This window comes from Bradyrhizobium sp. STM 3561 (assembly GCF_045571455.1).
In the GTDB taxonomy this organism is placed as follows: domain Bacteria; phylum Pseudomonadota; class Alphaproteobacteria; order Rhizobiales; family Xanthobacteraceae; genus Bradyrhizobium; species Bradyrhizobium vignae.
Genome location: NZ_CP120695.1, coordinates 2,119,921 through 2,144,995, shown reverse-complemented (window position 1 = coordinate 2,144,995; position 25,075 = coordinate 2,119,921). Strand labels below are relative to the sequence as shown.

The window sequence follows — 25,075 nt, the reverse complement described above, 5'->3', positions numbered from 1 at the left end:
CCGTTCGCAGCCCTTCCCCTTGCCTCACAACGACAGATGCGCGTCGCGGATATCCGGACGCGCGTCGAGCTCGGCCATGGTGCCGCCGAAGCAGATGCGGCCGCGCTCGATGATGTAGGCGCGGTCCGAAATCAGTCGCGCGAAATGCAGATTCTGCTCGGAGACGACGATGCTGACGCCCTCCTTCTTCATGGTCAGGATGGCATCGACCATCTGCTCCACGATCTTCGGCGACAGGCCTTCCGACGGCTCGTCCAGCAGCACCAGCGAGGGATTGCCCATCAGCGTGCGCGCGATCGTCAGCATCTGCTGCTCGCCGCCACTCATGCGCCCGCCCGGGCGGTTCTTCATCTCGCCGAGATTTGGAAACAGCGCGAACAGTTTTTCGCGCGTCCAGTGCGGCGCGTTCGGCCGCTTCGGCTGGCGGCCGACTTCGAGGTTTTCCTCAACCGTGAGGTCGGTGAAGATGCGCCGCTCCTCCGGCACGTAGCCGAGGCCTTCGCGCACGATCTCATGGGTCGGCTTCGCCGAGACGTCCTTGCCTTCGAACATGATGCGGCCGGAGCGCTGCGCCACGAGGCCGACGATCGAGCGGAACGTCGTCGACTTGCCGGCGCCGTTACGTCCCAGCAGCGCCACCACCTCGCCCTCCCCGACCTCGAAGCCGATGTCGAACAGGATGTGCGCCGGGCCGTAATGGCTGTTGAGGTCCTGCACAGTGAGCTTCATGTCGAGGCTCCCTCGCGATGGCGGGCATCGTAGACCAGGCCTTCGCCGAGATAGACCGCCTGCACCTGCGGATTGCCGCGCACCTCGGCCGGCGAGCCCTCGGCGATCAACGTGCCGCGGTTGAGCACGATGATACGGTCGGCATGCTCGAACACCACGTCCATGTCGTGCTCGGTGAAGAGCACGCCGATCGATTTTTCGCGCGCGATGCGCGCGGTCAGCCGCATCAGATCGACCCTCTCGCGCGGCGCCATGCCGGCGGTCGGCTCGTCCATCAGCAGCAATTTCGGCTGGTTGGCGAGCGCGACCGCAAGCTCGAGCCGCTTGAGGTCGCCATAGGCAAGCTCGCCGCAGGGACGGTCTGCGTAACCGCCCATGCCGACCAGTTCGAGCAGGCGGCCAGCCTCGCCGCGGTCGAACTTCGGCGCCGAGCCGAAGAGATTGAACAGCTGTTTCCCGTGCGAGATCAGCGCGACCTGCACGTTCTCGCGCACGGTCATCGTGGCGAAGGTCGCAGTGATCTGGAACGTGCGGCCGACCCCGAGCCGCCACACCTCACGCGGCTTCCGGCCTGTGATTTCCTCGCCGCGCAGGCGGACGTGCCCCGAGTCCGGTTTGTTCTGGCCGTTGAGCATGTCGAAGCAGGTGCTCTTGCCCGCGCCGTTCGGCCCGATCAGCGCCAGGATCTCGCCGGCCTGCAGCGAGAAGGACACACCGCGCACGGCATGGATGCCGCCATAGGATTTGGTCAGGCTTTCGACCGCGAGAAGTGGGGGTGCAACGCTCATTCGGCGGACTCGATCGGCTTGGCAAGCAAGGGGGATCCAGGCGGCGAGGACTTCCTGCGGCGCTGCGCCAGCATCTCCAGCATGCCGACGATGCCCTTGGGGAAGACGACGACGATCAGCATGATGAAGCCTCCGAGCACGAGCTTCGACAGATCGGTCTGGCTCACCAGCCAGATGTTCAAAGCCTTGTAGACGATCGCGCCGATCACCGCGCCAGACACCGTCTCGACGCCGCCGAGCAGCACCATGACCAGTGCATCGACCGACAGCGAGATACCGAGATTGTCGGGAAACACACTGCCCTTGAGGTAGGCGAACAACGCGCCGCCAATGCCGGCGGTCGTGCCCGCGATGACGAAGGCGGTCCACTGAATGCGCTTGGCATTGATGCCGATCGCCTCGCTGCGCAGAACCGAGTCGCGCGTGGCACGAAGCGCGTAGCCGAACGGCGAGAACACCATGGCCCGCAACGCGATCGTGACGAGCGCCGCGACGCCGAGCGCCAGCCAGTAGAAATGCGACGGGCTCGCCGCCCAGCTCGACGGCCAAAGGCCCAGAATGCCATTATCGCCGCCTGTTACGTTCACCCACTGGAACGCGATCGACCACACGATCTGCGCGAAAGCGAGCGTCAGCATCGCGAAATAGACGCCGGAGAGCTGCACCGCGAAGAAGCCGAACACCGCCGCGCCCAGACAGCCGAGCAACGGGCCGAGCAACAGGCACACGATCATCGGCAGCCCCGCCATCTTGGCGAGGAAGGCGATGCCATAGGCGCCGAGCCCGAAATAGGCTGCGTGACCGAACGACGCGAGCCCGCCGACCGACATCAGGAAGTGCAGGCTGACGGCAAAGATCACGAAGATCGCGATCTCCGACCCGACCGTCAGCGCGTAATTGCCGGCGAACAGCGGCAGCGTCGCCGCGATGGCCAGCGCTGCCAGCGAGGCGAGCCGCTCATTCGACGTCAGTGGCCGCCAGGGATTGACCGTGAGACCCGGCGTCTTGCGCGCCGCCGCCTCCGGTTTGCCGAACAGTCCCCAGGGACGCACGATCAGCACGACTGCCATCACCAGGAAGACCAGGATGATGGAGATCTTCGGGAAGATCAGGATGCCGAAGGCATTGAGTTCGGACACCAGCACCGCCGCAACGAAGGCGCCGACGATGCTGCCGAGGCCGCCGATCACGACGACGACGAAGACCTCGACGATGATGCGCAAATCCATGGCGTGATGCACGGCATCGCGCGGGATCTGGAGCGCACCGCCAAGAGCGGCGAGGAAGACGCCGACGGCAAACACTGATGTGAACAGCCACTTTTGATTGACACCGAGCGCGGCAACCATGTCGCGGTCCTGCGTCGCCGCGCGCACCAAGACGCCCCAGCGCGTGCGCTGGAACAAGAGCCAGAGGATGCCGAGCACCACGGGGCCAAGCACGATCAGGAACAGGTCGTAGCTCGGGATGTTCTGGCCGAAGAAGTCGATGGCGCCCTTGAACCCCGGCGCGCGGCGGCCGACGAGATCGTCGGGCCCCCAGATCAGCACGACGAGATCCTCGACCATCAAGGTCAGGCCGAAGGTCGCGAGCAGCTGGAACAGTTCAGGCGCATGATAGATGCGCCGGAGCAGCACCATCTCGACGATGACGCCGATCAGCGCCACGGCGAGCGCGGCCAGAACGATGCTCCCCCAGAAGCCGAACGCGCCCGACAGCCGCTCGGTCAGCGTGAAGGCGACGTAGGCGCCGATCATGTAGAAGGCGCCATGCGCGAAATTCACGATCCGCGTCACGCCGAAGATGATCGACAGGCCAGACGCCACCAGGAACAGCGACGCTGCGCTGGCGAGACCGGTCAGAAACTGTACGACGTAAAAGGCCATCGGCGGTCCGGGTTGGTGTTGCGTGCCGCGGCACGCGGGTCTTGGTTCACCTCTCCCCGCTTGCGGGGAGAGGTCGAATTGCGCGACGCGCAAACTCGGGTGAGGTGGAGTCTCCGCGAGTCCAGTCTGTCACCTCCCTCGCGGAGGCTCCCCCTCACCCCACCCTCTCCCCGCAAGCAGGTCGAGGGAGAAGAGATCAATCCTTCGGCCGCAGCTTCTCGATTTCGGCGTCGCTGGGGAGGTAGTCCGCACCCTTCTTGTAGGACGAATCCACCATCACGCCCTTGCCGTCCTTCAGCGCGGTCTTGCCGACGAAAGCGCCCAGCGTCGACTGGTGATCGATCTTGCGGAAGGTGATCTCGCCGAACGGCGAGCCCATCGACAGCCCTTCCGCCGCGGCGATCAGCTTCTCGGGATCGGTCGAGCCGGCCTTCGCGAGAATCGCGGCTGCCGACTTGATGGTCTGGTAGCCGACGATCGAGCCGAGACGCGGATAGTCGTTGTACTTGGCCTGGTAGGCCTTGAGGAACGCATCATGCTCGGGCGTCTTGATCGAGTACCAGGGATAGCCGGTGACGATCCAGCCTTCCGGCGTCTCGTCCTTGAGCGGATCGAGATATTCCGGCTCGCCGGTCAGGAAGGAGACGACCTCGCGCCCCTTGAACAGGCCGCGGGTGTTGCCTTCGCGCACGAGCTTGACGAGATCGGCGCCGAAGGTGACGTTGAGGATCGCTTCGGGATTGGCGGCGGCAACCGCCTGCACCACCGGGCCGGCGTCGATCTTGCCCTGCGGCGGCCATTGCTCGTCGACCCACTGGATGTCCGGGCGCTTCTCCGACATCAGCTTCTTGAACACGGCAACGGCCGACTGGCCATATTCATAGTTCGGCGCGATCGTCGCCCAGCGTTTCGCCGGCAGCTTGGCGGCCGCCTCGACCAACATCGCGGCCTGCATGTAGTTGGAGGGACGCAGGCGGAAGGTGTATTTGTTGCCCTTGGACCAGGTGATGGCGTCCGTCAGCGGCTCGGCCGCGAGGAAGAACACCTTCTTCTGGTTGGCGAAGTCCGAGACCGCAAGACCGATGTTCGACAGGAACGTGCCCGCGAGCATGGCAACGCCCTCGCTCGATACGAGCTCGTTGGCGGCGGTCTGCGCATCCGCCGGCTTGCCGCCATCATCCTTCGAAACGACGACGAGCTTCTTGCCATTGATGCCGCCCGCCGCGTTGACCTCTTCGACGGCAAGCTGCCAGCCCTTGCGATAGGGCTCGGTGAAGGCCGGCAACAGCGAATAGCTGTTGATCTCGCCGATCTTGATGTCCTGCGCCAGGGCCGAATGAGCCATGCCGCTCGTCAGAAGCGCGAAGGCGGCGCCGACGATAGTATTTCTTGCTCGCATCCCAACCTCCAGTTTGCACTCTTTACGTATCTTATCTCAAGCCGTCTTCGCCCTTGATCTCCGCAACCGTCAGTCCGCCGACGCGCGGCAGCGGACGGCCGCTGTCGGTGACGGCGACTGCGACCATGATCTCGTTGGCACGCGGCGCGTCATTGATCTGCACCTCCATGCCGTCGAAATGACTGCGCACGAAGGCCGCGTCCTTGTGACCGAGCGGAATGTCCAGCGTCGTGCCCGGCCCGCTGCGCTTCTTCGACGAGGGGATCAGAGCCGCGCCTTTGCCCAGCACTTTGCGCACCGGCGCGCCCATCTTGGGGTGGAGGATGGCGGCGGCATGCTCAAGCTCGCCGTTTTCGCCGACGGCCGCGGCCTTGCCGTAGCTCTGCGCCTTGGCGCCATCGATGCCGAGCGCGGCCACCGCGCGCTTCGACAAGAGCTCGCCCAGCTCCTCACCGATCGCAATCAGCGGCGAGAGATCCTCGACATATTTCCCGGCAAAGGGGTTTTCGATCACGGCAATCGCCGCCGCACGCCGGGTCGGCGGCGAGACCTGCCGTCCCATCTCCATCTGCGTCTCTTCGACGACGGTGACGATCTTGCGGATGATCGCGCTCATGTTTCGCTTCCCCGTTCAGGCACAGACCGCGCTCTCCAGCACAAGCGGGCGCGTTCGTTGCTCTTCTATATCCTTGGTTCCGATGACAAGCATATCACCACAGAGCCGCAGCACGGCACCCTCGATCAATCCGCGATCGAACAAATGCCGTGCACATTCCGCGCCAGATTCCAGCGCGGCGGCGATATCATTCGGCGACAATTCACCGACGTCGCGGGTGACAAGACGCCCGCCGAGATCGCTGTCGGGCTGAAGCTCGTTCGCGGGCTGCCGAACAATGGCCGGATGCCCGGGCAGATCGACCGCGTTGGCGATCACGGTCGCTGCCGCATCGGCCTGCGAAGCGGTTGCCGCCAGCACCGTCACCGCATCGGCAATGCCGAGCGAAAAGCTCCGGCCGTGGCGCCCGCTGGTCGCGACGCCCCGCACCGGGTCATCCGCATCGATCCTCATCGTCCGCATCACGCCGTCGCGGTCAGGCCGATCCATCAAGCCGACCGAAAAATGCTCACCGGCGCCGAGATGAAAAGCGATGTCGCCACCGTTGTTGACGTAAGCCCGATCCAACGTCGCAGCGTTCAGCATTGCGCTCAGAATCTCCTCCGCCACGCTGCCGGCAACGGCCGCCATCGGCGTGATGAAGCAATCAGCGGCATAGGGCGCCACCGCGGCGTGCATCCGCCGCGCCACAACGCCCGTCAGCGACGTCCGATCCTCAGCGGCGGACCGCAATTGCGGTAGCTCCGCGCAAAGCTCGTCGAGCAATCCGGTGAACCGCAGCGTCGCGGCCTCATAAGCCGCCCGCACCTCGTCCGTGCGTCCCCTCGCCTCCACGATCAGATCGATCGGACCATCCTGCAAATGCAGCCGCCGCCCATCAGACAGCAATGCGATTTGCGGGCGCCGTGTCATGCCCGTGGACCCGGAATCGGGTTCTGCCAGGACAGCTGGCGCACGTCCTCGCCGTTCTGCACTTCGGACAATGGCTTGACATAATCCATGTGCCCGCCGAGAGCGGCATAGTCCGTCAGCTTCATCGTGAACTCGATCGGTGCAACCAGCGCCGGCGTCGGCACATAGCCGAACGCGCCGGAAGGCATCTGCGTCACATCGACCATGTAGGTGATGCCGCCGCCGGGCCAGACATAAACCGGCGCGCCGCCGCTGGTGACGCGCGTCAGCGCATCCTTCACCGAACGCGTCAGCCGCACCGGGTTGTCGGTGACGCCGGCGCGCAGCGAGCCGCCGGCGCCGGCCATGAACAGCACCGTGCACAGCGCCGGCTCGCAATTTTCCTGGATGCGCTCGACCGAGAATTTCAAATCGGCCGGCATTTCAGTCTCGACCGGCTTCAAGGCCTCGTCGAGCACGTAATAGGACGAATGCTCCCCGGTCGTGGAGACCATCAGCATGGTCAGCCCGGGCTTTGCTTCCTTGGCATCGAACGGCCCGAGGATCGACAAGGGATCAGAGATGTTGGTGCCGCCCCAGCCCGTGCCGGGATCGGCGACCTGGAAATAGCGGCCGGGCGTCGAGCGCCGCCCCTTCATCTTGATGCCGGTGTCGGGGATGTCGAGCAGCTTGCCGGCCTGGTGCTCGCTGAGGACGCCGGTGATGTGGTCGTCGACCACGACGACCTCGTCGACCTTGCCGTGCCACTGTTTTGCGAACATGCCGATCGTCGCCGAGCCGCAGCCGACGCGCATGCGCTCTTCCTTGACGCCGTTGACGATCGGCGGTTGCCCGGCCTGCACCACCACGGTCGCGCCGCCGTCGATGGTCAGCTCCACCGCCTTGCAATTGGCGAGATCCATCAGCGTGTCGCAGGTGACCCGCCCCTCCTTCTTGGAGCCGCCGGTCAGATGATGCACGCCGCCGAGCGACAGCATCTGCGAGCCGTATTCGCTGGTGGTGACATGGCCGACCGCCTCGCCCTGCGCGCGGACAGTCGCGGTCTCCGGCCCGAGATACCGGTCGGTGTCGATCTTCACCTTGATGCCGCAATAGGAGAAGATGCCTTCGGTGACGACGGTCACCATGTCGACGCCATCGACCTCCGCGGAGACGATGAACGGCGCCGGCTTGTAGTCGGGATAGGTCGTGCCCGCGCCGATCGCCGTCACAAAAGTCGAGGGCTCGTGGACGATCTTGCCGTCCCAGTCTTCCGTGCGACTGAACGGAACCAGCTTGCCGCCATGCGAGACGGTGCGTTCCAGGATCACGTGAGGATCGACCCGGACAAGCTTGCCGTCGTGATTGGCATAGCGGTCACAGGCGCCCGCCGCGCCCGGTTTGATGTAGCACATCACCGGACAAGCATCGCAGCGGATCTTGTCGATGACGGCGCTCGTCGTTTCAGTCACCATGTCAGAGCCGGCGGACACTGCAGTTATCATTCGTATACGAACGATGTTGCGCGCGGTCCCCCGGGCCTGTCAAGCGGCGGTGCAGCGCAAAAGATGCCGCTGCCGCATAAAACCTCATTTGCCTATCCGCCCTGTCCACAAAGAAGGCAATCGCGCTGCAGTGCGGCATGCACGGCTTGCACGTTTGTGTACAAACGGTATCGTCCAGGCATCGAATTTCATGCGGGCTTGGGAACGAGGATGACGCAGACACCGATCCGCCTCACTGTGAACGGCAGGATCCACGAGGTCACAACAGAGCGGGACACGCCGCTGCTCTATGTGCTGCGCAATGACCTCGCGCTCAACGGCCCCAAATATGGCTGCGGTCTCGGCGAATGCGGCACCTGCACTGTCCTGATCGACGGCGCGGCGGCGCGCTCCTGCGTGATTCCGATCGGCGGCTGCGCCGGCCGCGACGTCGTGACGCTCGAGGGCCTCGGCACCCGCGACAAGCCGGACGTCGTGCAGCAGGCCTTCATCGACGAGCAGGCCGCGCAATGCGGCTACTGCCTCAACGGCATGATCATGACCACCAAGGCGTTGCTCGCCATCAATCCGCGGCCGACCGAGCAGGAGGCGCTCGCGGCGTTACAATACAATCTCTGCCGCTGCGGCACCCATGTCGAAATCCTGCGCGCCGTGATGCGCGCATCGGGTCAGCTCGCCGAGGCCGCAGATTGATGGCCGCCCCTGTTTGGAATGGAGCTGAGCGGCCATCGGGTTCGCTCATCGTCGCCCGCACTGTGGACGAGATCACATCCGAGACCTTCGTCCGCATCACCGCAGACGGTTCGGTCACCGCCTATAACGGCCATGTCGATCTCGGCACCGGCATTCGCACCGCGCTCGGCCAGATCGTCGCCGAGGAGCTCGACGTCTCCTTCGCGCGCGTCGTGGTCGTGCTCGGCGACACGGCCGTGGTGCCGAACCAGGGCGCGACGATCGCCAGCGAGACCATCCAGATCACCGCGGTTCCCTTGCGGAAGGCCGCCGCACAAGCGCGACACTTCTTGATCGCGCGCGCGGCCGAGCGGCTGGAGCTGCCGGCCGCCGATCTCAGGATCGAGGACGGCCTCGTGCGCGGCCACGACAACCGCAGCGTCAGCTATGGCGAGCTGATCGGCGGCGAAACGATTCGTCTCGAGCTTGCCGAAGATGTCATGGTGAAGGCCGTTGGCGATTACGCCATCGTCGGCCGGTCCGTGCCGCGCGTCGATCTACCCGCGAAAGCCGCAGCCGAGCTGACCTTCGTGCACGACGTCCGGGTATCGGGCATGCTGCATGGTCGTGTGGTGCGGCCGCCCTATGCCGGCGTCGATGCCGGACCGTTCGTCGGCACCAGCCTCATCGCGGTGGATGAGTCCTCGGTGCGCGACATCCCCGGGCTCGTGGCGGTGGTACGCATCGGCGATTTCGTCGGCGTCGTCGCCGAGCGCGAGGAGAATGCGATCCGCGCGGCAGAGCAGCTCAAGGTCGCCTGGAAACCGACACCCACCCTGACCGACCTCGCCGATGTCGAGACCGCGCTGCGCGCCAATCCGTCGACGCCGCGCACGCTGATCGACAAGGGCGAGGTCGAAAAGGCGATGTCAGGCGCGGCCAAGCCGATGCGGCGCACTTACATCTGGCCGTATCAGATGCACGCCTCGATCGGCCCGTCCTGTGCGGTCGCTGATTATAGGGATGGCAATATCCGCGTGTGGTCGGGCACGCAGAACCCGCACGTGCTGCGCAGCGATCTGGCGCTGCTGATCGAGCGTCCCGAGAGCGAGATCGAGGTCATCCGCTTGGAGGCCGCCGGCTGCTACGGCCGCAACTGCGCCGACGATGTCACCGCCGACGCGCTGCTGCTGTCGCGCGCCGTCGGCCGTCCCGTCCGCGTACAATTGACGCGCGAGCAGGAGCACGCCTGGGAGCCCAAGGGCACCGCGCAGCTCATCGACGTCAATGGCGGGCTCGATGCCGAGGGCGGCATCGCCGCTTACGATCTCGCCACGCGCTATCCCTCGAACGCCGCACCGACGCTGGCGCTGATGCTGACCGGCCGCATCTCGCCCGATCCCGCCGTGCTCCAGATGGGCGACCGCACCGCGATCCCGCCTTACGATTACGACCACATGCGCGTCGTCGCCCACGACATGGCGCCGATCGTGCGCGCCTCCTGGTTCCGCGGCGTCTCGGCGTTGCCCAACACCTTCGCCCATGAATCGTATATCGACGAGGCTGCAACCGAAGCCGGCGTCGATCCCATCGAATACCGCCTGCGCTATCTGAAAGATCAGCGCGCCGTCGATCTCGTCAATGCCGTCGCCGAACGCGCCGGCTGGACGCCGCGGCCGGTGCGCGAGGAGAAGGACGGCGAGATCGTGCACGGCCGCGGCTTTGCCTATGCGCTCTACGTCCACAGCAAGTTTCCCGGTTATGGCGCGGCGTGGTCGGCCTGGGTCGCCGACGTCGCAGTGAACAAGACGACCGGCGAGGTCAGCGTGACACGCGTCGTGGCGGGACAGGATTCCGGGTTGATGATCAACCCCGATGGCGTGCGTCACCAGATCCACGGTAACGTCATCCAGTCCACCAGCCGCGCGCTGATGGAAGAGGTCTCGTTCGAGCGCGGCGCGGTGGCGGCGCGCGAATGGGGCGCCTATCCAATCATTCCATTCCCCGACGTGCCCAAGATCGACGTCCTGATGCTGCCGCGTCAGGACCAGCCGCCGCTCGGCGTCGGCGAATCCGCCTCGGTGCCGAGCGCGGCAGCGATTGCCAATGCAATCTTCGATGCCACCGGCGTGCGCTTCCGCGAGCCGCCGTTCACGCCTGAGCGAATCCTGAAAGGCTTGCACGGCGATGCGCCGGCGACGCCACAGGCGCTGCCCACCTCCGCGGCGTCGCAGCCGGCTCGCATCTGGCAAAGTCCGTTCGCCAAACGCGCCGGCATCTTCGCGGCCGTTACAGCCGTCTGCACCGCCGCGATCGGCGTTGGCGCGGCGCTTATGCCGGGCCGCACCATTGCGCCGATCGCGCGGCCCGATGCGTCGGTCTATTCCGCGGCGACGATCGCGCGCGGCCAGCAGCTCGCCGCGCTCGGCAATTGTGCGGAGTGCCACACCAACATTGGCGGCGTGCTCAATGCCGGCGGTCGTGCGCTTCAGACGCCGTTCGGCACGATCTACGCGACCAATATCACGCCCGACGTCGAGACCGGCATCGGCGCCTGGTCCTACCCCGCCTTCGAGCGCGCGATGCGCGACGGCTTGCATCGCGACGGGCGCCAGCTCTATCCCGCCTTCCCCTATACGCATTTTTCCAAGACCAGCGACGCCGACCTCCAAGCGCTCTACGCTTACCTGATGGCGCAGCCTGCGGTGCGCGCGACAACACCCGCCAACACGCTCGCCTTCCCGTTTAATCTGCGCCCGCTGCTGGCGGGTTGGAACGCGCTGTTCCACCAGACGCGCGAGTTCAAGCCAGATCCCGCCAAGTCGGAAGCTTGGAATCGCGGCGCTTATCTCGTGGAGGGCCTCGGCCATTGCAGCGCCTGCCATTCGCCGCGCAACGCGCTCGGCGCCGAGCAGCGCGAGGCCTATCTCGCCGGCGGCTTCGCCGAGGGCTGGGAAGCGCCGGCGCTGACCTCGCTCTCGCACGCGCCGATCCCGTGGAGCGAGGATGAGCTCTACGCCTATTTGCGCACCGGCCATTCACGCTATCACGGCGTCGCCGCCGGCCCGATGGCACCGATCGTCAGGGATCTCAAGACCCTGCCCGATGAGGACATCCGCGCGATGGCGGTCTATCTCAATTCATTCAACGACAGTGCAGCCGAGACGCCGGATGCGCTTGCGGCACGGCTGGAAAGCGCAACGCAGGTCACCGTCGCCTCTTCAACCGGCGCGCGCCTCTATCAAGGCGCCTGCGCCGTGTGCCATGAGGTCGGCGGCCTGCCGCTGTTCGGCAGCCGGCCCTCGCTCGCGCTCAACAGCAATCTGCACAGCGCGACATCGGACAATCTCGTGCAGGTGATCCTGCACGGCATCGCCGAGCCAGCGTCGAGCGACCTCGGCTACATGCCGGCATTCAGGAACAGCTTGAGCGACGCACAGGTCGAGGAGCTCGTCACCTTCCTCCGCAGGCAGTTCGCGCCGGACAAGCCGGCATGGACCGGCGTGCGCGAGACGATCGCGCGCGTGCGAGCGTATCCGCACTAAGGCGATACGAAAAAAGCATGGCACGAGGCTCGCCTGCGGCCATCCTTCGAGACGCCCGCCTGCGGCGGGCCTTCAGGACGAGGTCGCGTTTTGCGGCGAGATATCAGACCCTCATGGTGAGGAGCCCGCCAAAGCGGGGCGTCTCGAACCATGCAGGCCGAGCTCGTTCGGCACGCCCAATGTGTGCGATAAAGGAACGGAAAGAGCGATGCTGTCGGCAAGATTGCTCTAACCGTGCTTCTTCACCTCCACCGGTGGCGTACCGTGGGTGTGGAACGACTCGATCGTCTTCAATCCCCAGGCCTGGCCCTTCTTGCGCTCCTCCTCGGTCCAGACGATCGGCTTCCAGTCCGGCGCGAGGATGAGCCGCGCGCCGGCATTGGCGACTTCGACGCGATTGCCGCCGGGCTCGTAGACATAGAGGAAGAAAGTCTGCTGGATCGCGTGCTTGTGCGGGCCGGTCTCGATATGCACGCCGTTCTCCAGGAAGATGTCGGCGGCGCGAAGAATCTCCTCGCGGCTGTCGAGCGCGTAGGTGACATGGTGGAAGCGGCCGGGCACGCCCGAATGGTCGAGCGAATAGGCGAAGTCGTAGCTTTTGTTCGACATCGTCAGCCACATCGCCGCCTCGCGGCCATCATTGAGCACGATCTGCTCGGTGAGACGGCATCCGAGATAGTTCTCGAAGAACTCGCGGTTGGCCTTGATGTCGACGGCAAGGCAGTTGAGATGGTCGAGCCGGCGGACATTGACGCCGCGCGCGGGAAAGCGCTGCGCCTGGTTCTTCAGCGCTGGCCTCAGCTCCGGCGGCGCCTGATACCATTCGGTCTCGTAATAGAGCTCCACGATGTGGCCATCGGGGTCGCGGCAGCGGAAGGTCGGCCCCTGCCCCATGTCGCCGTCGATCCAGCCGATATCGAAACCGGAGCCCTTCAGCGCGGCAACCCGACGTTCCAGCGCTTGCTGACTGCGCGCGCGCAGCGCCATGTGGCCCATGCCCGACGTCTTCGACCCCGTGAGCTTGAGCGAATAGCGCTCATAGTCGTCCCAGCCGCGCAGGTAGACCGACTCGCCCTTCTGTCCGCTCACGGTCATGCCCATCACGTTGACGAAGAATTTCAGGCTCTCGTCCGGCTTGGGCGTCAACAGCTCCATATGGCCGAGATGAGCGAGATCGAGGATCGGTTCGGGCTGCATGATTTCCTCCTGGGACCTGGCGCGATCTGCCGTACCGGACGGCGCGATTGGACGCAGGGCGCAACGTCGCCCACCCGCGCCGATGGCAGTGAACTCATTTGTACTAATGTACAAATGATTAGGTCTCGTCAACAAATCCCCGCGAGGCCCAGCTGCAAATGGCGGGCGGGCCCGGCCGGACCGGCGGGTGCTCCGAACCGCCTGCCCGAATGGTAAAATCTTCCTTTAAGGTTGGCCCTCGATCCGTTGACCTGGGAAAACAGCATTTTCCGTCAATTTCAGCCGCAAATGTGCATCAGGAACAAACCTATCGGCTGAATTGTCGCGGATTTGATGGAGCGAGCGCGCCCGGCGTTTAACCGTTTGTGCAGCGACGGCCGCGCATAGTCAGGGCAAATCCCTTGCTCTTGCCAGGTTCATCAATCGTGACATCCTTTGGACGCGTGATTTCGGTTCGCGGATCGCTCGCCCGGGTCGGGCTTCTGGCGGAAGGCCGGATGCCGATCTCGGAGGTGCGGGCGACCGTCGGCCGCTTCGTCAGCATTCGCTGCGCCAGCTCGGTCATCGTTGCCATGATCACAGAGGTCTCCTGCGAGAATCTGTCGAGCTCCGACAACTATATCGCCATCGCTTCGGTCGACCTGCTCGGCGAGATCCTCAATGCCGGCGACAAGCCGAAATTCCAGCGCGGCGTCACCAATTATCCGACCATCGGCGATGCCGTCGACCTGATCACGAGCCAGGAGCTGCGCACGATCTACGCACCGACCGGCTCGGACCAGATCAATGTCGGCTTCCTTCAGCAGGACCGCTCGGTCATCGCCTATGTCGACGTCGAGGAAATGCTGTCCAAGCATTTTGCGGTGCTGGGGTCGACCGGCGTCGGTAAATCGACCGGCGTCTCGCTCCTGCTCAACGAGATCCTGAAAGCGCGGCCGAACCTGCGCATCTTCCTGCTCGACGTGCACAACGAGTATGGCCGCTGCTTCGGCGACCGCGCGCTGGTGCTCAACCCGCGGAACCTGAAGCTGCCGTTCTGGCTGTTCAACTTCGAGGAAATCGTCGACGTGCTGTTCGGCGGCCGCGCCGGCGTGCCCGAGGAGCTCGACATCCTCGCCGAGGTGATCCCGCTCGCCAAGGGCGTCTACACCCAGTACCAGAACGCAGACCGCATCGGCCTCAAGCGCATCGATCCCAAGCAGGTCGGCTACACTGTCGACACGCCGGTCCCTTATCGCCTGGTCGACCTGCTATCGCTGATCGACGAGCGTATGGGCAAGCTCGAGAACCGTTCCTCGCGCATCATCTATCACAAGCTGATTTCGCGCATCGAGGCCGTGCGCAACGACCCGCGCTACGCCTTCATGTTCGACAACGCCAATGTCGGCGGCGACACCATGGCCGAGGTGATCAGCCATCTGTTCCGCCTGCCCGCCAACGGCAAGCCGATGACGGTGATGCAGCTCGCCGGCTTCCCGGCCGAAGTCATCGATTCCGTCGTCTCGGTTCTGTGCCGCATGGCCTTCGATTTCGGCCTGTGGAGCGATGGCGTCTCGCCGCTGCTGTTCGTCTGCGAAGAGGCGCACCGCTACGCCTCCGCCGACCGCAACATCGGCTTCGGGCCGACCCGCAAGGCGGTGTCGCGCATCGCCAAGGAGGGTCGCAAATACGGCGTCTATCTCGGCCTCATCACCCAGCGCCCCGCCGAGCTCGACGCCACCATCATCTCCCAGTGCAACACGCTGTTCACGATGCGTCTTGCCAACGACCGCGACCAGGCGCTGCTGCGCGCCGCGGTGTCGGATGCCGCCGCGAACCTCTTATCCTTCGTGCCCTCGCTCGGCACCCGCGAGGTGCTGGCGTTCGGCGAAGGCGTCGCTCTGCCGACGCGGCTGCGCTTCAAGGAGGTGCCGCCGCACCAATTGCCGCGCGGCGAGGCCACCATCTCCAGCGTGCCGTCGGTCACCTCCGGCCACGACATGCATTTCGTCGGCGCGGTGCTCGAACGCTGGCGCGGCGCCACCTCGCAGCGCGACGTGCCGAACGATCCCGTATTCTCGGCTCCGCCGGCGAAGACGCTCTCGAGCGTCGAGGCTCCGATGCTGCAACCCTCGATGGGCCTCGATCCGGACCGCTTCTCGCTGCTGAAGAAGCCGTTGCGATAAGGTAACTCTCTTTCGTCAACCTCGTCATTGCGAGCGCAGCGAAGCAAATCCAGCGTCCGTCCGCGGCAAGATTCTGGATTTGCTTCGCTGCGCTCGCAATGACGGACCAAGGGGCGACAGCGCTGGGCCAAGTTGAGCACGGGGCCCGCATCGACTATGGTTGCCGGCTCCAAGCCGGAATCCATGCCATGACAAAAACCGCCGCGCAACGCTTCCCCGCTCCCGCCCTCGACACGCTCCCCGGCGACATCCGCACGCGTCTTCTCGCCGTGCAGGAGAAGAGCGGCTTCGTGCCGAATGTGTTCCTGACGCTGGCCTATCGTCCCGACGAGTTCCGCGCCTTCTTCGCCTATCACGATGCGCTGATGGAGAAGGACGGCGGCCTGACCAAGGCCGAGCGCGAAATGATCGTGGTGGCGACTTCGGCGGCGAACCAGTGCCAGTATTGCGTGATCGCGCATGGTGCGATCCTGCGCATCCGCGCCAAGAATCCGCTCATCGCCGACCAGGTCGCGGTGAACTACCGCAAGGCCGACATCACGCCGCGGCAGAAGGCAATGCTCGACTTCGCGATGAAGGTCTCGGCTGACGCGCAGCGGATTTCCGAGGACGACTTCGCCGCGCTCGCGCCGCACGGCTTCAGCGACGACGACATCTGGGACATCGCCGCGATCTCCGCCTTCTTCGCGCTGTCGAACCGGCTGGCGAATTTCACCGGCATGCGCCCAAACGAGGAGTTCTATCTGATGGGACGGCTGCCGAAGACCTGACTGGCAAGACATGACCGAGCTCGATTGGCCCGAAATCCTGCTGCGCCTCGGCGCAGCGACGCTCGCCGGCAGTGCGATCGGTCTGAATCGCGATCTGCAGGGTAAGCCGATCGGCCTGAAGACGCTCGGCATTGTCGGGCTCTCCACCGCGGCCGTCGTGCTGCTCGCTGTCGAGTTCGCTGAGCCCGGCAGAATCAACGATGCGGCAAGCCGGGTGATCCAGGGTATCCTGACCGGGATCGGCTTTCTCGGGGCCGGCGTCATCGTCCACGAGAGCCGAGGTTTTCGCGTGAGCGGCCTGACCAGTGCGGCCTGCACCTTTCTCGCCGCCTGCCTCGGCATTGCCTGCGGCGCCGGACACTGGAAGATCGTCCTGGTCGCACTGGCGTTCGCCTTCGTGCTGCTCACAGTCGGCCGCCGCATCGAGCGCTGGCTGCACCGCGCTCTCGGTGGAAATGAGGATCCGCACCGGCCAGAGGCAAAGCCGCATACGCCCCCCCGGGGCAGCGGCTAAAATCGCAGCCGGCGGCCCCAAAGCGGCTTCAGCAGTTCGAGCGTCGTGAGCACCAGCGATCCCGCACCGAGCGTTAGCGCTTCGGCATCAACTCGAGCGTGATGTGATGCGCCGTGGTGGTACGGTACGGCGCCACTGCCCTAATCATCGTCTGCCGGACCGCACCAGCCGGGCAGATAGACCGCAGCCTTGCTTCTGGCCGCGGCCAGCGCCTTCTCGAGCGCCTTGTCGAAATTGGCTTCCACCGCCTTGCGCGAGACCTGCCGACGCAGGAAGTCGGCCCACAGGAATTCGGAGAACGGCGTGGTGTCCTTGGCGAAGCCGCCCATGCGGCGCAACTCGCCGGCAAGGCTGCGGAACGGATCGTCCTTGAGGTCGGCGACCGATTTCGGCAGGTCGCGGAATGACCGCCGCTCGCCCTTGGCGTCGTAAGGATAGACCCATCGCTTGTTGTCCATGACGCCCCAGAACGCTTCGCGCTCGACCATCCTGAGGTCGCCGACGATCGTCACCAGCACCTCCTTGACGCCTTCATCGTGCAGCGCGCGGCCGAGATGATGATGGTCGATCACGTAGTAGCGCAAGTCGGGGCCGTAGACGACGGGGATCATGTGCTTGCCGAGCAGGTCGGCCTGCTTCGTCTTGTTGCGCTCGCGCCAGCGCTTGCGCTTCTCCTTGACCTCGCGCATGCCGACCGTCATCTGTGTCGGCCGGAGCGACAGGATCGGGACAGGATGCACTCGCGGCTCGCGCGTATTGGTCATGATCGAAAGGTCCTCGCATGGTTGCAGCTGATGGTCCGGGTTCTCGCGACTATGCCATGGGCCCTCGCGGGACAAAATCCGTTCGGAAAGGACGCGGAGATCACAAGTCGACCGATAGAGCGAGGGTACGAACCACGTGGCCGTCGTTGGGCCTGTCGTTGCAGCGCAACCCGCCCGCCCCCAGCTCGACGGCCGGTTCCCCGATCGCTCCACGCCAGCCCTGCGCACAAATAGTGCAGACCAACAAATGCACGCGAGCATTGAGAAGATTTTCTGCAACGCGCTGCTCACGTGTGCTATCTAAATCGGTGCTTCGGAGTGATCCCCGCCCCCATGAACAATCAGCGGCCCATAAGCTCTGATGACGAGCACCGGGTGCTCCAGTTCAGGCCGCGCACCCCGCCTTTCAAGGCGGCCCAGCCCGGCAGCGGCACCGTGCAACCGCTGCGCGTCGCACCTGAACGGCTGGACCTGTCGCGCTACGAGCAGCCCCGCGCCGCGCCCGACAATTTCCGCCAACGCATGCTAGCCAACATCGCGGCGCTGGCCTTCACCATCGCGCTGACCGCGATCGGGATCTGGCTCGCCGTCAGCATCGCCGACCTGCGTCGGACCCAGGATTGCGTGCTGATGGGCCGCCGCGACTGCGTCAAGATCACGACGCCGCATATTTAGGACCGGCCCGGCGCCGGCGTCTCGCCGAATGGGTCCCCAGCCGGCATCCCCAACCCTGTCCCTCGCTATCCCATGGGCCCGCCCGGCTCCATTGAACTCAGGGCGGCGCTCCGATATACGGGCTTTCGACCCGGCCAGAGGGGGGTTTGAGGGCGTCATCAGGGGCGCGATGCCCGCCCACCGTGCCACTCTGGACAATCTGAAAAATACCCGCAATATATCAAAGGCTTAGTGATGTCTTCCACATTCGATCAGGTCGCCACGATCATCGCTGAAACCTGCGACATCCCGCGCGACACGATCACGCCGGATAGCCATGCCATCGATGACCTCGGCATCGACAGCCTCGATTTCCTTGATATCGCGTTCGCGATCGACAAGCAGTTCGGCATCAAGCTGCCGCTGGAAAAGTGGACTCAAGAGGTCAACGACGGCAAAGCGACCACCGAGCAGTATTTCGTGCTGAAGAATCTGTGCGCCCGCATCGACGAACTGGTTGCGGCCAAGGGCACGAGCGCCTAAGGGCGCGGTCATGCAACTCGAATACTTCCACATGATCGATCGCATCGTCGACCTCAAGGTCGACGAGAAGACGATCGTCGTCGAAGCGCAGGTTCCGCAGGAAAGCACCATCTTCGAGGGACACTTCCCGGGCTATCCCTTGATGCCCGGCGTGCTCCTGATCGAATCGATGGCGCAGGCCTCGGGCTGGCTTCAGCTCGGCGTGTTCAAGTTCGAACGCATGCCGATCCTGGCCGCCGTGAAGGAAGCCAAGGTCCGCGGCTCGGTCTTCCCCGGCGATCTCATGAGCATCGAGGCGAGCCTCACCCATGAAGGCTCCGGCTATGCCATGACCGAGGCCAAGATCAGGGTCGGCGGCAAGCTGCGCGCGAATTCGGCGCTCACTTTCACGCTGATCCCCTTCCCCAATGCGGACATGCGCTCCCACATGGACGCGATCGCCAAGCGCGTCGGATTTCCGCAACAGGCCGTATCGCCATGACTGACACTCCCGCTTCGAAGCCGGGCCAGACCGAGGTCTGGATCACCGGCATTGGGCTCGCCACCTCGCTCGGCGAGGGCCTGGACGCCAACTGGGCCGCGCTTCAGGAGAAGCGCATCAATGTCGACGAGAAGGGCTTTGCACCCTACGTGGTGCATCCGTTGATGCCAGTTGCCTTCGACAACCAGATCCCGAAGAAGGGCGACCAGCGCCAGATGGAAGCCTGGCAGCGAATCGGCACCTATGCCGCCGGTCTTGCGCTCGATTCTGCCGGCATCAAGGGCAACAAGGACATCCTGTCGAAGATCGACATGGTGATCGCCGCCGGCGGTGGCGAGCGCGATCTCAACGTCGACAGCGGCGTGCTGACGGCCGAGGCCAAGGGCGCCAACGCGCCCGGCTTCCTCAACGAGCGGCTGATGAGCGATCTCAGGCCGACGCTGTTCCTGGCCCAGCTTTCGAACCTGCTCGCCGGCAACATCGCCATCGTGCACGGCCTGGGGGGCACATCGCGTACCTTCATGGGCGAAGAGGTCGCCGGCGCCGATGCGGCCCGCATCGCGCTTGCGCGCATCGCCTCGGGCGAGAGCGACATCGCGCTGGTCGGCGGCTCGCACAATGGCGAGCGCAAGGACTTGCTCGTCCTCTATGAATTCGGCGACTTCAATCTGAAGGACAAGTTCGCACCGGTTTGGGCGCGCAAGGACCATCCCGGCTTTGCGCTCGGCTCGGCCGGCGCGTTCCTGGTGCTGGAATCGCGGGCGCATGCGGAAGCGCGCGGCGCCAAGCCGTTCGCCAAGCTCACGAGCGTCGTTGCCGACCTCGCCCGCCGCAAACAGCCCGGCGACATGGCCGCGACGCTGGAGAAGCTTTGGGAAAAGCTGCCCAAGCGCGAGGGTAAGAGCGCGATCATATCGGGAGCGACCGGCGCCGAGCCCGCGACCTCGGAAGAACGCGGTTTCCTGAAGAATCATGCCGACCTCCCGGTCCGCTCGACCGGCACGGTGTTCGGCCACGCCATGGAGACGCAATTCCCGCTCGGAATCGCGCTCGCTGCGCTGTCGATCTCGCGTGGTGCTCTATTCCCGCCGAACGATTCAACCGGGACCGAGATTGAAATGCAGGGCGCGCCTACCCAGATCGTGGTGGTGGGAGCCGGACACTGGCGCGGCGAAGGCATGGCGCTGGTCGAGGCGGTTTAGTTAGCTCAAGCGGGGATCGACATGACTGCACCACGCGACAAACTCGGGCGTCCCGTCGTCGTCGTCACCGGCATGGGCATCATGACCTCGCTCGGTGCCGGCAAGGCCGACAATTGGGCGAAGCTCGTCGCCGGCGAATCCGGCATCCGCACCATCACACGCTTTCCGATCGACGGGCTCAAGACCACGATGGCCGGCACGGTCGATTTCGTCAGCGTCGATCCGTTCTCCTCCACCGCCCTGTCCGAACGGATGGCCGAGCTGGTGACGCAGGAAGCGCTGGAGCAGGCCGGCATCGGCGCGAAGGCCGATTTCCCGGGTCCCCTTTTCCTTGCGGTTGCACCGGTCGAGGTCGAATGGCCGCAGCGTCGCGAACTCGGTCGCGCCGTCGGCCAGCTCGACATCACCTATGACGATTTGCTGCGCATTTCCGGCGGCGGCAAGTACAGCGCCTACCATCATCGCTTCATGTTCGGCTCGGTCGCAGCCCATCTCGCCGAGACGTTCGGCACCAAGGGCTCGCCGATCTCGCTGTCGACGGCCTGCGCCTCGGGCGCGACCTCGATCCAGCTCGGCGTCGAGGCGATCCGCCGCGGCGAGACGGACGCCGCGCTGTGCGTCGCGACCGACGGCACCGTCAACTCGGAAGCGCTGGTTCGCTTCTCGCTGCTCTCGGCGCTGTCGACCCAGAACGATCCGCCGCAGGCGGCTTCCCGCCCCTTCTCCAAGAACCGCGATGGCTTTGTGATGGCCGAAGGCGCCGGCGCCCTGGTGCTCGAGAGCTACGAGGCGGCGACTGCGCGCGGCGCAAAGATCCTCGGCGTGATCGCCGGCTGCGGTGAGCTCACCGATTCCTTCCATCGCACCCGCTCCTCGCCCGACGGCAAGCCGATCATCGGCTGCATGAACAAGACGCTGGCCGATGCGGGCATGACGCCGGACCAGATCGACCACATCAACGCGCACGGCACCTCGACGCCCGAAAACGACAAGATGGAGTTCAACACGACATCGGCCGTGTTCGGCGAGCTCGCGCAGAAGATTCCGGTCACCTCCAACAAGTCGATGGTCGGCCACACCATCTCGGCCGCCGGCGCGGTGGAGGCGATCTTCTCGCTGCTCACGCTCGAGCATCAGCGCATTCCGCCGACGATCAACTACGAGACCCCGGATCCCACGATCCTGTTCAACGTCGTCGGCAACAAGGCGCGCGATGCCCGCGTCACCGCGGTGATGTCGAACTCGTTCGGCTTCGGCGGCCAGAACGCCTCGTTGATCCTGACCCGCGAACCGGCCTGACCGGACGCATGGCGCTGCTGACTGCGAGCACGAAGGCCCGCGCGCGGGAGGCTGCCAAGTCGCTCGGCGGAAGTCTGATCGGCGCGGCGACCGTCGCGATGCTGCGCACCACGCGCTATTTCGATCCGGTCAAGACCTCGGATTTTTTCGCGCGCGCCGTGAAGCTGATCGGCCCGCGCCTGCGCGAGCACCGCATCGGCCGCGCCAATCTCACCGCCGCCTTTCCGGAGAAATCGCCGGAGGAGATCGAACAGATCCTGATGGGCGTCTGGGACAATCTCGGCCGCGTCGGCGCCGAGTTCGCCCATATCGATCATGTCTGGGACTACGACCGCGATGTCCCGGAGAAGAGTCGGATCGAAATTTCTCCGCGCAGCATCGAGCTGTTCGACCAGATCCGCGAAGACGGCAAGCCGGCGCTGATCTTCGCCGCGCATCTGGCCAATTGGGAATTGCCGGCGCTCGCCGCCGTCGCGCACGAACTGGATACCGCGATTCTCTATCGCCGCCCGAACATCGCTTCCGCCGACCGCATCATCCAGGAGATGCGCCAGGTCAACATGGGCACGCTGATCCCGGCCGGCCGCGATGCGCCGCTGCGGCTCGCGCAGGCGCTCAAGGACGGCAAGCACGTCGCGATGCTGATCGACCAGTATCTGACCGCAGGTGTCGAGGTCACCTTCTTCGGCCGCAAGACCCGCGCCAACCCGATGCTGGCGCGCCTCTTACGCCAGATCGAATGCCCGATCCACGGCGTGCGCATCATCCGCCTGCCCGGCGGCCGCTTCCGCGGCGAGCTGACCGAGGAGATCCCGCCGGTGCGCGACGCCGAGGGCAGGATCGACATCCAGGGCACGACCCAGGCGATCACGAGCGTCGTGGAAGGCTGGGTCCGCGAGCATCCCGAGCAGTGGCTGTGGCTGCATCGAAGGTGGCGGTAGACGCTGGTGCTATTTGCTCAGCGGCCGCATTCGGACTCGGCCGGGCTCGATCACAGAAAAATGGCCCACCCAATCGTCACGGGCCAAGATTAGGTCGGCGAGGACTTTGCCAATCCGCCCGGGTGCCGGCGGAGGGATGCGTAATAATACGATACCGCATGCGGCCGGTAGCGGTGACGCTTTGGCCAATTCCCCAAAGTCCTTATCGAAGGTGAGCAGGATCCGTTGTTCGTGCGAAGCCTGCGCCAATACTTCGCGATCGCTGCTACCAGGCGCCGAAGCTCTGATCCAGATGACGTCGTGACCTGATGCGCGAAGTGCATCGACCGCGGAGCCAGGAAAATTCTCGTCCGCGAGGAAACGCATCTCAAGCTGCGGTCGGGTGAACCCGTTCGGCGCTAAGGGAATCGCGCGCGTAAGCCAGACAGGCGAGAATGTCCTCGCGCGAAAGGCCTGGATAGTTGGCCAAAATGTCGGCTTCGCTCCAACCGTCTGCCATCAGTCCGATGATGAACTCGACCGCAATGCGGGTCCCACTAATCACGGGCTTCCCAGCAAGGACATCAGGTGCGAGCGAGATGCGAGAATGCTCAGTCATCAGTTGGGCTCAATCGCTGCGTTCGAGGCCCATACTAGCTCAAATTTCCATCATGCGCGATTGAGAAATTCGAGGCGCTCATACGCCCTCACTGCTCCGGCAGTCCCGCATCCACCTCGGCCTGCACGACACGCTCCCAGGCCTCGACACACACCGGGCTCGCGTTCTTCATCGGCGGCGAGACGCTTTGTCTGGTCGTGCCGGGCCGCAGCTTCAATCCCTCGGCGATCGCCGCCCTCGCCTCCTCGAGGCGGCCCGTTCTCTGGTAGGCGGCCCCAAGCAGGAAGTGCGAGCGGCCGGTCCCGGGCGTGATGGCGATCGAACGCTGTAGCCAGGGCAACGCCTCCTCGTAGCGCCCCATCAAGGCATAGGTCATGCCCGCGCCGAGCAGCCAGGTCCAGCGCGAGGCCTGCGGCGTGTCGTAACGATCGGCCTGCAGGAACGTCGCGAGCGCATCGTCGAAGCGGCCGAGATAGACCTGCCCGAGGCCGATCAGATAGAGCGCAGATCCGTTCCACGGATCGAAGCTCAAGGCCTTGGCGCAGGTGACGAGACTCTCGACAAAATGGTTGGTCGCGCTGAGGAAGCGGCAATAGGCCTCGAGCACCGCAATCGAATTCGGCTTCGACCGCAGCGCCTGCTCGAGCGTCGCGTTGGCCTTGGCCTCGACCGCGACCGCCTCCTCCGGGCTGAACCAGACCATCTGGATGCCGCGCATCTGCAGCGAAGCGAGCGCAACCGCGATGTCGAGATTGTCGGGGTAGTCGCTGAGCGCCTTCTGCAGCATGGCCTGTGCCGCGCCAAAACGCTCGCGCGTGGTCTGGTTGATCGATGCGAGCGCCTGCTCCACGGCCACCTTGTCGCCGCCGGCCGACGCTCCCGCGACCGGGGCGCGCGGCACGCGCGCCTCCAGAATTTCGTTGAGACGGCGCGCAAGCCCATGACCGACGCCTGCGACGAGGCGCGACTGCGCGAGCTGCGCATCCATCTCCTCCGCGGCGACCGACGCTGCGATGACCGACTGGACCTCGCCAGTCGCGGCCTTGATGATGCGCGCACGCAGCGTCCAGGACCGGTCGCGACGCTCCAGTTCGCCGCGCAGCTCGTAGTCGGATGATGCGGCGGGCGCGCCGGTGCCGTCGCCACCCTTGGCCGCCAGTCGCGGCGCAACCACGCTGATGTTCTGGATCCTGGCAAAACCATCGGTGAGGCGCGCGGTGACCTCGGCGGCCATTGCCGCGCCGCGCGCGTCCTTGCTGTCGTCAACGATCGGCATCACCGCGAGCCGCGGGGGCGTTCGCTTGAACAGAAGGTCCGGCTTCAGCGCGGGCGCAGCAACCGCGAGCCCCATGACGATCACACAAAGCCCGGCGACGGCGGCAACAGTGGCCTGCCGACTCAAGCCGAACCAGGCGCGCTGTGGCCTCACTGCGGCGACCTCGACCGGCGGCAGGGGCGCGACCTCACCGGTCGGGTCCGTCGCCGTCCGCTCGGCCTGCACCGGGCCGGGTTCGGGCCCCGCCAAGACTTCCGTCGCCAGCAAATAGCCGCCGCCGGAGGCGAGCTTGATCAGCTGCCGCCGCTCGTCGCCGAGCGCGGTACGAAGCTCCCTGATGCATTGAAACAGGCTGTCCTCGCCGACATGGACGTTCGGCCAGACCGCCTCCATCAGCTCCTGCTTGCTCAGCACGCGGCCGCCGCTGGCGGCAAAGAGCCGGAGCATCTCGAAAGTCTTGGGCCGGAGCTTGATCGGCGTGCCATCGGCCCCGCGCAGCTCCGCACGCTGCTGATCCAGCTCAAAGCCGGCGAAACGAAGCAAGTGATCCCCCAACACGTCTCTCAAGGCGGCTCCATATAGCGGAAGTCTGCCGAAAATGCCCGAAAATCGGGTCTGAAACACAAATATCAGAAACTTT

Annotated in this window: 23 protein-coding genes; 11 read left to right on the top strand and 12 right to left on the bottom strand. The window is 65.1% G+C overall.

The genetic code is table 11. The features are described 5' to 3' along the window. Positions 1–24: 24 nt before the first annotated feature. The 7 genes from P6U28_RS09730 to P6U28_RS09700 all read right to left on the bottom strand — a co-directional run bounded on the left by P6U28_RS09730 (position 25) and on the right by P6U28_RS09700 (position 7,784). Complete coding sequence (locus tag P6U28_RS09730; RefSeq protein ID WP_027571698.1) at positions 25–729, bottom strand: ABC transporter ATP-binding protein; 705 nt, start codon at positions 727–729, stop codon at positions 25–27. Beyond that, entirely contained in the window at positions 726–1,517 is a 792-nt protein-coding gene (locus tag P6U28_RS09725) for an ABC transporter ATP-binding protein (RefSeq protein ID WP_122403806.1), read from the bottom strand. The genes P6U28_RS09730 and P6U28_RS09725 overlap by 4 nt, the downstream gene beginning before the upstream one ends. Continuing rightward, positions 1,514–3,403, bottom strand: a complete 1,890-nt coding sequence (locus tag P6U28_RS09720) for an ABC transporter permease (RefSeq protein ID WP_122403807.1) — start codon at positions 3,401–3,403, stop codon at positions 1,514–1,516. The genes P6U28_RS09725 and P6U28_RS09720 overlap by 4 nt, the downstream gene beginning before the upstream one ends. A 196-nt stretch (positions 3,404–3,599) precedes the next feature. Beyond that, a complete protein-coding gene (locus P6U28_RS09715) occupies positions 3,600–4,802 on the bottom strand; it encodes an ABC transporter substrate-binding protein (protein WP_122403808.1) in 1,203 nt (400 codons plus the stop codon). A gap of 31 nt (positions 4,803–4,833) precedes the next feature. Then, complete coding sequence (locus tag P6U28_RS09710) at positions 4,834–5,418, bottom strand: amino acid synthesis family protein (RefSeq protein WP_024338309.1); 585 nt, start codon at positions 5,416–5,418, stop codon at positions 4,834–4,836. 15 nt (positions 5,419–5,433) lie between these two features. Further along, positions 5,434–6,330 (bottom strand): UPF0280 family protein, encoded by an 897-nt coding sequence (locus P6U28_RS09705; RefSeq protein WP_122403809.1) that lies wholly within the window; start codon positions 6,328–6,330, stop codon positions 5,434–5,436. Next, the gene (locus P6U28_RS09700; RefSeq protein ID WP_174221639.1) at positions 6,327–7,784 is read right to left on the bottom strand and encodes a 6-hydroxynicotinate reductase; all 1,458 of its coding nucleotides are present in this window, start codon (positions 7,782–7,784) and stop codon (positions 6,327–6,329) included. Before P6U28_RS09700 ends, P6U28_RS09705 begins: the two co-directional genes overlap by 4 nt. Positions 7,785–8,024: 240 nt before the next feature. Here P6U28_RS09700 and P6U28_RS09695 point away from each other — a divergent pair, with 240 nt between their 5' ends. Together P6U28_RS09695 and P6U28_RS09690 are read left to right on the top strand one after the other, a co-directional pair. Then, positions 8,025–8,507, top strand: coding sequence for a (2Fe-2S)-binding protein (locus P6U28_RS09695; RefSeq protein WP_122403811.1), 483 nt, complete (start codon positions 8,025–8,027; stop codon positions 8,505–8,507). Continuing rightward, positions 8,507–12,031 carry a molybdopterin cofactor-binding domain-containing protein gene (locus tag P6U28_RS09690; protein ID WP_209294354.1) on the top strand — a complete coding sequence of 1,175 codons (3,525 nt, stop codon included), beginning with the start codon at positions 8,507–8,509 and terminating at the stop codon, positions 12,029–12,031. The genes P6U28_RS09695 and P6U28_RS09690 overlap by 1 nt, the downstream gene beginning before the upstream one ends. 228 nt (positions 12,032–12,259) lie before the next feature. On the opposite strand, the gene P6U28_RS09685 is transcribed toward P6U28_RS09690, so the two are convergent. Next, on the bottom strand, positions 12,260–13,228 hold the full coding sequence (locus tag P6U28_RS09685) for a catechol 2,3-dioxygenase (RefSeq protein WP_122403813.1): 969 nt from the start codon (positions 13,226–13,228) through the stop codon (positions 12,260–12,262). Between the two features lie 425 nt (positions 13,229–13,653). Between P6U28_RS09685 and P6U28_RS09680 the strand changes: the two genes are divergently transcribed. The 3 genes from P6U28_RS09680 to P6U28_RS09670 all read left to right on the top strand — a co-directional run bounded on the left by P6U28_RS09680 (position 13,654) and on the right by P6U28_RS09670 (position 16,677). Then, positions 13,654–15,393, top strand: coding sequence for an ATP-binding protein (locus P6U28_RS09680; protein WP_162500326.1), 1,740 nt, complete (start codon positions 13,654–13,656; stop codon positions 15,391–15,393). A gap of 188 nt (positions 15,394–15,581) precedes the next feature. Continuing rightward, positions 15,582–16,163, top strand: a complete 582-nt coding sequence (locus P6U28_RS09675) for a peroxidase-related enzyme (protein WP_122403815.1) — start codon at positions 15,582–15,584, stop codon at positions 16,161–16,163. A 10-nt stretch (positions 16,164–16,173) separates the two neighbouring features. Beyond that, a complete protein-coding gene (locus tag P6U28_RS09670; RefSeq protein WP_122403816.1) occupies positions 16,174–16,677 on the top strand; it encodes an MgtC/SapB family protein in 504 nt (167 codons plus the stop codon). Positions 16,678–16,817: 140 nt separating this feature from the next. On the opposite strand, the gene P6U28_RS09665 is transcribed toward P6U28_RS09670, so the two are convergent. Further along, on the bottom strand, positions 16,818–17,441 hold the full coding sequence (locus tag P6U28_RS09665; protein WP_122403817.1) for a ParB-like protein: 624 nt from the start codon (positions 17,439–17,441) through the stop codon (positions 16,818–16,820). Between the two features lie 333 nt (positions 17,442–17,774). Between P6U28_RS09665 and P6U28_RS09660 the strand changes: the two genes are divergently transcribed. From P6U28_RS09660 to P6U28_RS09635, 6 genes are all read left to right on the top strand, one after another. Next, positions 17,775–18,116, top strand: coding sequence for a hypothetical protein (locus tag P6U28_RS09660; protein ID WP_122403818.1), 342 nt, complete (start codon positions 17,775–17,777; stop codon positions 18,114–18,116). A 234-nt stretch (positions 18,117–18,350) separates the two neighbouring features. Next, the gene (locus P6U28_RS09655; protein ID WP_063700473.1) at positions 18,351–18,638 is read left to right on the top strand and encodes an acyl carrier protein; all 288 of its coding nucleotides are present in this window, start codon (positions 18,351–18,353) and stop codon (positions 18,636–18,638) included. A gap of 10 nt (positions 18,639–18,648) precedes the next feature. Further along, the gene (locus P6U28_RS09650) at positions 18,649–19,119 is read left to right on the top strand and encodes a 3-hydroxyacyl-ACP dehydratase FabZ family protein (RefSeq protein WP_122403819.1); all 471 of its coding nucleotides are present in this window, start codon (positions 18,649–18,651) and stop codon (positions 19,117–19,119) included. Beyond that, positions 19,116–20,321, top strand: a complete 1,206-nt coding sequence (locus tag P6U28_RS09645; protein WP_407122109.1) for a beta-ketoacyl-ACP synthase — start codon at positions 19,116–19,118, stop codon at positions 20,319–20,321. The genes P6U28_RS09650 and P6U28_RS09645 overlap by 4 nt, the downstream gene beginning before the upstream one ends. Before the next feature lie 21 nt (positions 20,322–20,342). Then, complete coding sequence (locus tag P6U28_RS09640; protein ID WP_407122108.1) at positions 20,343–21,620, top strand: beta-ketoacyl-ACP synthase; 1,278 nt, start codon at positions 20,343–20,345, stop codon at positions 21,618–21,620. An 8-nt stretch (positions 21,621–21,628) separates the two neighbouring features. Beyond that, the gene (locus P6U28_RS09635; protein ID WP_122403822.1) at positions 21,629–22,561 is read left to right on the top strand and encodes a lipid A biosynthesis lauroyl acyltransferase; all 933 of its coding nucleotides are present in this window, start codon (positions 21,629–21,631) and stop codon (positions 22,559–22,561) included. Positions 22,562–22,570: 9 nt separating this feature from the next. Here P6U28_RS09635 and P6U28_RS09630 read toward each other — a convergent pair whose 3' ends face one another. The 3 genes from P6U28_RS09630 to P6U28_RS09620 all read right to left on the bottom strand — a co-directional run bounded on the left by P6U28_RS09630 (position 22,571) and on the right by P6U28_RS09620 (position 24,978). Then, positions 22,571–22,927: a DUF5615 family PIN-like protein gene (locus tag P6U28_RS09630; protein WP_122403823.1), complete on the bottom strand. Its 357-nt coding sequence runs from the start codon at positions 22,925–22,927 to the stop codon at positions 22,571–22,573. Position 22,928: 1 nt separating this feature from the next. Continuing rightward, positions 22,929–23,159, bottom strand: a complete 231-nt coding sequence (locus tag P6U28_RS09625; RefSeq protein WP_122403824.1) for a DUF433 domain-containing protein — start codon at positions 23,157–23,159, stop codon at positions 22,929–22,931. Positions 23,160–23,247: 88 nt separating this feature from the next. Further along, positions 23,248–24,978 (bottom strand): tetratricopeptide repeat protein, encoded by a 1,731-nt coding sequence (locus P6U28_RS09620; RefSeq protein ID WP_122403825.1) that lies wholly within the window; start codon positions 24,976–24,978, stop codon positions 23,248–23,250. Positions 24,979–25,075: the final 97 nt, after the last annotated feature.

Excerpts from the sequence above, each read along its gene's own strand:
- P6U28_RS09730 (WP_027571698.1), bottom strand. The coding sequence starts at position 729 with ATGAAGCTCACTGTGCAGGACCTCAACAGCCATTACGGCCCGGCGCAC.
- P6U28_RS09725 (WP_122403806.1), bottom strand. The coding sequence starts at position 1,517 with ATGAGCGTTGCACCCCCACTTCTCGCGGTCGAAAGCCTGACCAAATCC.
- P6U28_RS09720 (WP_122403807.1), bottom strand. The coding sequence starts at position 3,403 with ATGGCCTTTTACGTCGTACAGTTTCTGACCGGTCTCGCCAGCGCAGCG.
- P6U28_RS09715 (WP_122403808.1), bottom strand. The coding sequence starts at position 4,802 with ATGCGAGCAAGAAATACTATCGTCGGCGCCGCCTTCGCGCTTCTGACG.
- P6U28_RS09710 (WP_024338309.1), bottom strand. The coding sequence starts at position 5,418 with ATGAGCGCGATCATCCGCAAGATCGTCACCGTCGTCGAAGAGACGCAG.
- P6U28_RS09705 (WP_122403809.1), bottom strand. The coding sequence starts at position 6,330 with ATGACACGGCGCCCGCAAATCGCATTGCTGTCTGATGGGCGGCGGCTG.
- P6U28_RS09700 (WP_174221639.1), bottom strand. The coding sequence starts at position 7,784 with ATGGTGACTGAAACGACGAGCGCCGTCATCGACAAGATCCGCTGCGAT.
- P6U28_RS09695 (WP_122403811.1), top strand. The coding sequence starts at position 8,025 with ATGACGCAGACACCGATCCGCCTCACTGTGAACGGCAGGATCCACGAG.
- P6U28_RS09690 (WP_209294354.1), top strand. The coding sequence starts at position 8,507 with ATGGCCGCCCCTGTTTGGAATGGAGCTGAGCGGCCATCGGGTTCGCTC.
- P6U28_RS09685 (WP_122403813.1), bottom strand. The coding sequence starts at position 13,228 with ATGCAGCCCGAACCGATCCTCGATCTCGCTCATCTCGGCCATATGGAG.
- P6U28_RS09675 (WP_122403815.1), top strand. The coding sequence starts at position 15,582 with ATGACAAAAACCGCCGCGCAACGCTTCCCCGCTCCCGCCCTCGACACG.
- P6U28_RS09670 (WP_122403816.1), top strand. The coding sequence starts at position 16,174 with ATGACCGAGCTCGATTGGCCCGAAATCCTGCTGCGCCTCGGCGCAGCG.
- P6U28_RS09665 (WP_122403817.1), bottom strand. The coding sequence starts at position 17,441 with ATGACCAATACGCGCGAGCCGCGAGTGCATCCTGTCCCGATCCTGTCG.
- P6U28_RS09660 (WP_122403818.1), top strand. The coding sequence starts at position 17,775 with ATGAACAATCAGCGGCCCATAAGCTCTGATGACGAGCACCGGGTGCTC.
- P6U28_RS09655 (WP_063700473.1), top strand. The coding sequence starts at position 18,351 with ATGTCTTCCACATTCGATCAGGTCGCCACGATCATCGCTGAAACCTGC.
- P6U28_RS09650 (WP_122403819.1), top strand. The coding sequence starts at position 18,649 with ATGCAACTCGAATACTTCCACATGATCGATCGCATCGTCGACCTCAAG.
- P6U28_RS09645 (WP_407122109.1), top strand. The coding sequence starts at position 19,116 with ATGACTGACACTCCCGCTTCGAAGCCGGGCCAGACCGAGGTCTGGATC.
- P6U28_RS09640 (WP_407122108.1), top strand. The coding sequence starts at position 20,343 with ATGACTGCACCACGCGACAAACTCGGGCGTCCCGTCGTCGTCGTCACC.
- P6U28_RS09635 (WP_122403822.1), top strand. The coding sequence starts at position 21,629 with ATGGCGCTGCTGACTGCGAGCACGAAGGCCCGCGCGCGGGAGGCTGCC.
- P6U28_RS09630 (WP_122403823.1), bottom strand. The coding sequence starts at position 22,927 with ATGCGTTTCCTCGCGGACGAGAATTTTCCTGGCTCCGCGGTCGATGCA.
- P6U28_RS09625 (WP_122403824.1), bottom strand. The coding sequence starts at position 23,159 with ATGACTGAGCATTCTCGCATCTCGCTCGCACCTGATGTCCTTGCTGGG.